Here is a 7,051-nt window from a genome sequence, read left to right on the forward strand (position 1 = left end):
GCGCAGGCCCACCCCCTAACCCCCTCCCGCCTGCGGGAGGGGGAACATGTCTGGAATTGGTCGTTTCTCGACAGGCTCGAAACGAACGGATGTGGGAGCGCGCGGGTTGGGGGCCTCAGTCCACCGGGCCGTGGAATTCGGCTTCGACGATGCCGAGGTGCCAGCCGGGCGGGACGGCGTCGGCGCCGGTGTCGCCGGCCTGGCGGGCGCTGGCCAGTTCGACCACCTTGCCGAAGGCGTCCTTGTCCTGCACCGGGCCGGTCTGGCGGATGCGCAGTGCCTGGCCGGTCGTGGCGGGGAAGCGGAGCGTGGTGTAGCCGAGCTGCCGTTCGGTCTCGCCGCGCCAGACGCTCTTGCCGTCGATCGTCAGTTCGAGCGGATATGCACGCGAGCGCCAGCCGACCAGCTTCAGGTCGATTTCGCTGAGGCGCACCGGCGTGGCGAAGCGATATTCGATCCAGCCATTGTCGGGCTTGCCGTCGCTCGCCCAGCGGGTGAGTTCATTGTCGTCGACGGTGGCACCGGCATCGGCCTGTCCTGACCCGGCGCGGATATCCTGCGCGACGAAAGTCGTGCGGTGCGGGGTGAAGCTGGGGGTGGCGGGCGTCGGGCCGCGCACCAGGCTGCCGGGCTGGAAGGCGTCGGCGAAATCGGTGGACAGGCCGCCCTTGGCGGCGGCGGGCAGCTTGGTGTGGATCGACAGGCTGGCCGTTTCCAGGCCCGGCGCGGTAGCGGTGAGCGACACCGTGCCCGCCTTCGTTCCCGCGCGGATCAGGACGCGGTTGACGCCGCCTTCCAGCGGCAGGTCGGGCGAGAGGATGTAATTATCCTCCTCGCGCGCAGTGCCGGCATAGGAGGTGGTGCCGTCCGCGCCATGCGCCTTGGTCACCACCGCTTCGCCCTCGGTCTGACCGGCGCGGACCTTGCCCTGGCTGTCGCCCTGGGCAATGCCGCCGCGCCAGAGTGATGGCCCCTGGAGGTCGAAATGGACCTTGCTGGCGTCGACCGGCACGCGGCGGCCCTGCGCATCGACCGCCTCGACATCGACCAGTGCGATGTCGGCGCCGTCCATGACGAAGCCGCGCGGTGAGACATGGGGGGTGAGTTTGAGCGCGACCGCCGGGCCGGTGGTGATGAGGCTGAACTCCGACGTCTTGCCGTCGGCGTGGGTGGCGACGGCGCGCAGCGTGCCGGGGGCGAAGGCGACATTCTTCCAGCTGAAGAGGAAACTATCGCTGCGCTGGCCCTTGCCGAGCGAGCGGCCGTTGAGGAACAGCTCGACGCTATCCCCATTGGACACGACGCTCATGTCCTTGACCGTGCCGGGCGCATAGTTCCAGTGGCCGATAATGTGGGTGGCGGGGGTGACGCTGTCGACCCAGTCATCCCACATCACCTGATGCGCGAAAAAGCCCTGCTTGGGGATGCGCACGGCGTCGACTTCGCCCGAGCGGCGGTAATTATTGTCGCCGCGAAAATGGGTGTTGCTGTCCGACCAGATGATGTTGACCCCGCCCGAGCTGACGCGGGTGCCGGTGCCCGGCCGCATGACATAATAGTCGTTCCAGCGCTTCACATCCTCGATGGCATGGCTGTCCTGGTTGCGATTATAGGCGGGCGCATCCTTGTGGAAGGGCGGGGTGAAATTGTCCTGATAGGCGCGGGCGGCTTCGTCGCGGCTATATTCCATCGACCACATCGGATGCTTCGCGCTCTTGTTGATATACATCATCTCGCCGCCATATTCGGCGACTTTGCTGTCCAGCATTTCGCGCGATCCGATGGCGCGGCCGCCATGGGGATCGTATTGATCGCGGATCGCCTTCATCTCCGCCATATGCGCTTCGCTGATATTCTCGTTCCCGCTTTCGTAGAAGAGGATCGAGGGATTGTTGCGATTATAGATGATCGCGTCGCGCATCACTTCCTTGCGCTGGTCCCAGCGGCGGCCGGTGACGTCGCTTTCGGCGTCGCCCGCCGGCATCGCCTGCATCAGGCCGACGCGGTCGGCGGATTCGATGTCCTGCTTTGACGGGGTGACGTGCATCCAGCGGACCAGATTGCCGCCGCTCTCCACCATCAGCGCGTTGGAAAAGTCGCTGATCCAGGGCGGGATGGAGGTGCCGACGGCGGGCCATTCGTTGGAGGTGCGCTGGGCATAGCCATGGACCATGATGGTGCGGCCATTGAGGTCGATCTTGCCATCGCCGAAGCGGGTCTGGCGGAAGCCGGTCTTCGTATCAACGCTGTCGATGACCTTGTCCTTGTCCATCAGGCTGGTCGTCACGGTGTAGAGATAGCCATAGCCCCAGCTCCAATAATGGAGGCCGGCGACCGGTGCGGCGGCGGCGAGGGTGGCGGTCTGGCCGGGCGCAATCGAGGCGGCGGCGCTGTCGAAGCGGGCAATGCGGCGGCCGGCGGGATCGCGCACTTCGACGCGGAGCGACAAGGCGCGGGCGGCGGCGCTGTCGTTGCGGACCTGGCTTTCGGCATGGATGGTCGCGCGGCGGCCGGCGATGTCGAAACCGTCGGCCCAGACATATTGGCCGGTGGTGCCGAGCGACGAATAGAGCGGCAGCGTCTGATAGACTGGCCCGGTCAGGTGGAGCCGGACATTCTTGGTAATGCCGCCAAAATTGACGTTGAAATTGTCATTATTCCACTGGAAGCCGCTGCCGGTGGCGCGTTCTTTGTACTTCCAGTCATTGTCGACGCGCACGGCGATGACATTGTCGCCGGGCTTGAGTGCGGCGGTAATGTCGGCGCCGAAGGCCATCACGCCATGTTCGGACAGCGCGACCGAGCGGCCATTGACCCAGATTTCGGCGGCCTGGCGCACGCCTTCAAATTCCAGGAAGGCCTTGCCGCGCGCCGCATCGGCGGGGAGGGTGATGTGCTTGCGATACCAGATGATGCCGGTGGACAGCGCCTTGATATCGCGGGCGAAGGCCTGCGTCTCGTTGAAGGCGTTGGGCAGGGTGACGCTCTGCCAGCCCTTGTCGTCAAAGCCGGGTTGCTGTGCGCCGGCCTGATCGCCGGTGGTCATCAGCCAGCCGGGATTGAGATTATAGGTCTGGCGCGGCGAAGCGGTGACGGTGGAGGCGTCATGGGCGGCGGCGGGGAGAGCGGGAAGGAGCGGCGCCAGCGCCAGCAGGGCCAGGCCACCCCGCAACTGACGCACCCGCGCGCCGACAGCCGATTTCCGCTTCATGCCCTTGCCCTCTCCAATATTGGTCAGGCCACTTTGGGCGATGGCGGGCGATGGGTCAATAGATATCCCTAAAAATGGATATGTGATCCACATATTGGTCAGTCAGATGGGTGGCGCACGGGGCGCGACCCACCCGATCAAGGGTCAGCGTTCGCCCTGCTTGCCGGCGCCCAGGTAGAAGCTGGTGTGCGGCGGCTGGTTATAGGCGGTGTTCTGCCAGGCGACGCCGAGGCGATAGACCGGATCCTGCATCAGCGTGACGAAGCGGTGCGTGGTCGGATAGGGGGTGGTGTAGATGCGCAGTTCGCGATTGTCGGCGCTGCGCCACACCACTTCCTCGCGCCAGTCGCCGATCAGGTCGGCCTGCAGCGCCGGTGTCGCCTTGGTGCCATTGTTGGACGACAGGCCTTCGGGCGAGAGCAGGGGGATTTCTCTGCCATTTTCCCAGTCCCATTTGGAAATGGTCGTCTTGTCGAGCAGTTCGCGCAGTAGGTCGCCATCCCACCAGATGGCGAAGTTCATCTGGCGCGGGCGCGGGCCGATCGGCTTGCTGGCGACGTCGAACAGTTCGGCCGAACTGGAGTTCCAGAACTCGGCGCCCCAGTGGCGCGGATCGATATCGGCGGCGACGCCGCGGCCGGTATCCTTTTCGGCCGGGGTGGACCAGAGCATCTCGCCGGTGCGCGCGTCGAGCAGGGCGGAGCCGATCATGCCATTCTGGCGCTGATCCTCGAACACGCCGAATTTTTCCAGGCCGGGGCGGGCGGGGTCGAGATCGCTGACATGCATGGTGTCGCCGTGGAAGAGTGGCTGGGTCCACAGCCCCTTGCCATCGTCATCGACCGCCATCGATCCGTAGATCACCTCGTCGCGGCCGTCGCCATCGACATCGGCGATCGAAAGCTGGTGATTGCCGCGCCCGGCATAGTCGCCCTTGCCTGGCCGGCTGCTGTCGAACAGCCAGCGCTGGGTCAACTTGCCGTCGCGCCAGTCCCAGGCGGCGATCGCGGTGCGGGCATAATAGCCGCGGCCAAAGACCATCGAGGGCAGATGGCCGTCGAGATAGGCGACGCCGGCCAGGAACCGGTCGGATCGATTGGCATAGCCGTCGCCCCAGCTTTCGGTCAGTTGCGCGGTCGTGGGATTGCCGCCGGGATAGCGCGGGGGATCATAGGGGGCGGTGGCCAGCGCCTTGCCGGTGAGGCCGTCGAAAACGGTCAGATATTCCGGCCCCTTGACGATGCGGCCCTGCATCGGCGCGACCTTGGTGCCATCGGGCAGCACCTTGGCGCCGGTGCGGTCGCGCTGGGGCACTTCGCCATCATGGCCGCGCCAGTCGGCCTTCGCGTCGCCGATCACCGTGCCGATGCCATCGACCGTTCCGTCGGCGGTCTTCATCGCCACTTCGGCGCGACCGTCGCCGTCGAAGTCGAAGGCCAGGAACTGGGTATAATGGGCGCCGGCGCGGATATTGCGGCCAAGGTCGATGCGCCACAGGCGCGTGCCGTCGAGCCGATAGGCGTCGAGCAGCACCGGCCCGCTATAGCCGGCCTGGCTGTTGTCATGGCTGTTGGTCGGATCCCATTTCAGGATGATCTCGTAACGGCCGTCGCCGTCCAGATCGGCCGCGCTCGCATCATTGGCGGTGTAGCTGAACGACTCGCCGGCCGGGGTGACGCCGTCGGCGGGGGGCGTGAGGGGGATGGAGAGATAGGATTTGTCCCACATCATGGCGGGGGAGGGGGCGCTCTTGTCGCCGATCCGCTGCACCGCATAGCGGCTGGTGGCGCTGCCTTTCTTGTCCACGAAGGCAGTGGCTTCGCCGACGCGGCTGTCATGGATCGGCTTGCCGTCGCGCAACAGGCGGAAGCGGATGGTGGCGGGATCATCGGCCAGTAGACGCCATGTAATGAGCATGCCGCCGCCCTGCGCTGGTAGCGCTACCGCGCCGCGATCAAGTCGTTCGGCCGCTATTCGGGCGGTGGGGCCAGTTGCCAATGCCATGGTCGAAGTCGCCAGCCCGAGCGTCATGGTAAAGGCCCGAATAGTGGTGCGCATTTGCATCAAGCTCCCCTCCGGATCACTACTGATCCAAATATTAGAATTGCATCCCACATATAGGTTCAGTAACTCTCCGTCTAGAAACTGATTCGACGACCGTGGGGAAACGGAGTCGGTCATGGGGTGTTCTGGGAGAGAGGGGATCGGCTATGCGCGAGCATACCACTGAAAGTGCACGCAATTTTTCAAACATCGCAATGGTTCGCCGGACGCTGAAGGGCGCTTCCGCCCTCGCCATGGCCGGCGTCATGCTGGTGTCGGCTTCGGCCATTGCTCAGACAAATGACGAAGGCGAAAAGAAGGAAGGTGCCGTTTCGGCTGCCGATATCGTCGTCGTCGGCACTCGCGCCTCGCTGCAATCGGCGATCAACCGCAAGAAGGAAGCGAACACCGTCGTCGACTCGATCGTCGCCGATGATATCGCCAGCTTCCCGGACAAGAATATCGGTGACTCGCTCGCCCGCATCACCGGCGTCCAGCTGAGCCGCGAATTTGGCGAGGGCAACCAGATTTCGATCCGTGGCGTCGAACCCGACCTCAACCGCGTCGAGATCAACGGTGTCAGCCAGGTCAGCGCGCTCGGTTCGCGCGCCGGCGACTTCCGCGAAATCGCGGCCGAACTGGTCAAGTCGATCGACGTCTACAAGGGCTATGCCGTCGACCTGACAGAAGGTGGCATTGGTGGCACGGTGCGCGTCGAAACGCGCAAGCCGCTGGAACTGAAGGATCCACTGATCTCGATGGTCGCGTCGGGCCAGCATCTGGATCTTACGGAAAGCTGGAAGCCGCGCCTGACCTTCTTTGCCGGCGCGCCCAAATTCCTGATCGATGGCTTGGGCATCCTGGTCAACGCCACCTATAGCGACGTCGACACACGCCAGGATTATATCAGCAACACCAACTGGCAGCGGCTGGCCGATTTCGATCATTCGACCGAGAAGACGGTCGCTAACCCGCTCTACAGCAACTATAATACATATGAGAGCTGCGCTGGCGTCGGTGGTGCGACCACCGGGGCCGCCACCGCCAACCGGCTGGCGTGCGAAACCCAGTTCTTCGACTGGGCGCCGACCGTGCCGCGCTATCGCCAATTGGTGCGTAATGACAAGCGCATCTCGGCCGATGTCACATTGCAATATCAGGTGGCGCCCAATTTCCGCGCCTATGTCAACGGCCAGGTCAATCTGCGCAACCAGAAGCTGCAGGACACCAACTATTCGGTGGATTTGGGCCGCATCGAGCGCTTCAACCTCGATCCGCAGCTGGCAGCCGGCGCGGGCGGCGGCACGTCGCGTCGCCGGGTCCAACTGGGCACTTCGACGGTCAACGGGAACCATGTCGTCACCGGCCTCACCACCGCGCTTGACGCCGTCAACATCGGCACCGCAACCAACCCCAATTGGAATGGTGCGGCGAACATCATCGGCGTGCAGCGCCGCGACTTCGATTATGACCAGGACAGCAAATATTTCTCGGGCGGCTTTACCTGGGAACCCAATAGCCGGTTGAAGATCGACGTGATGGGATCGCATGCGACCGCCCATACCGATCAGCAGACCAACCTCATTTCGCTGGGCACCAGCGTGTCGGGCATCACCATCGACCGCAACAATGACCAGGGGCTGCCGGTCTTCAGCTTCCCATCCAATTTCGGCTCTGAATCACTTTTGCTGCTGGTGATGGTATCCTTCCCCCGCTTTACTGGGAGGATCTGTCATGAACGGGCGATTTCAACGAGCGCGTCTTGCCCCTGAAGGCTTTGCGGTGGTGTCGCTGCAG

At 64.3% G+C, this 7,051-nt stretch carries 3 protein-coding genes; 1 reads left to right on the top strand and 2 read right to left on the bottom strand.

Translation table 11 applies throughout. The annotated features are described in order from the left end of the window. Positions 1-115: 115 nt before the first annotated feature. Together BRX37_RS25665 and BRX37_RS25670 are read right to left on the bottom strand one after the other, a co-directional pair. On the bottom strand, positions 116-3,211 hold the full coding sequence (locus BRX37_RS25665) for a DUF4982 domain-containing protein (RefSeq protein ID WP_125990281.1): 3,096 nt from the start codon (positions 3,209-3,211) through the stop codon (positions 116-118). Positions 3,212-3,355: 144 nt separating this feature from the next. Continuing rightward, complete coding sequence (locus BRX37_RS25670) at positions 3,356-5,269, bottom strand: rhamnogalacturonan lyase (RefSeq protein WP_486057174.1); 1,914 nt, start codon at positions 5,267-5,269, stop codon at positions 3,356-3,358. A 200-nt stretch (positions 5,270-5,469) separates the two neighbouring features. On the opposite strand from BRX37_RS25670, the gene BRX37_RS25675 reads away from it, so the two are divergent. Then, positions 5,470-7,026 (top strand): TonB-dependent receptor plug domain-containing protein, encoded by a 1,557-nt coding sequence (locus BRX37_RS25675; RefSeq protein ID WP_318276970.1) that lies wholly within the window; start codon positions 5,470-5,472, stop codon positions 7,024-7,026. Positions 7,027-7,051 lie beyond the last annotated feature (25 nt).

It is taken from the genome of Sphingomonas sp. S-NIH.Pt3_0716 (assembly GCF_003950715.1).
Taxonomy (GTDB): domain Bacteria; phylum Pseudomonadota; class Alphaproteobacteria; order Sphingomonadales; family Sphingomonadaceae; genus Sphingobium; species Sphingobium yanoikuyae_A.

What these genes read in the sequence shown, in the direction of transcription:
- BRX37_RS25665 (WP_125990281.1), bottom strand. Translation starts at nt 3,211, where the DNA reads ATGAAGCGGAAATCGGCTGTCGGCGCGCGGGTGCGTCAGTTGCGGGGT.
- BRX37_RS25670 (WP_486057174.1), bottom strand. Translation starts at nt 5,269, where the DNA reads ATGCGCACCACTATTCGGGCCTTTACCATGACGCTCGGGCTGGCGACT.
- BRX37_RS25675 (WP_318276970.1), top strand. Translation starts at nt 5,470, where the DNA reads ATGGTTCGCCGGACGCTGAAGGGCGCTTCCGCCCTCGCCATGGCCGGC.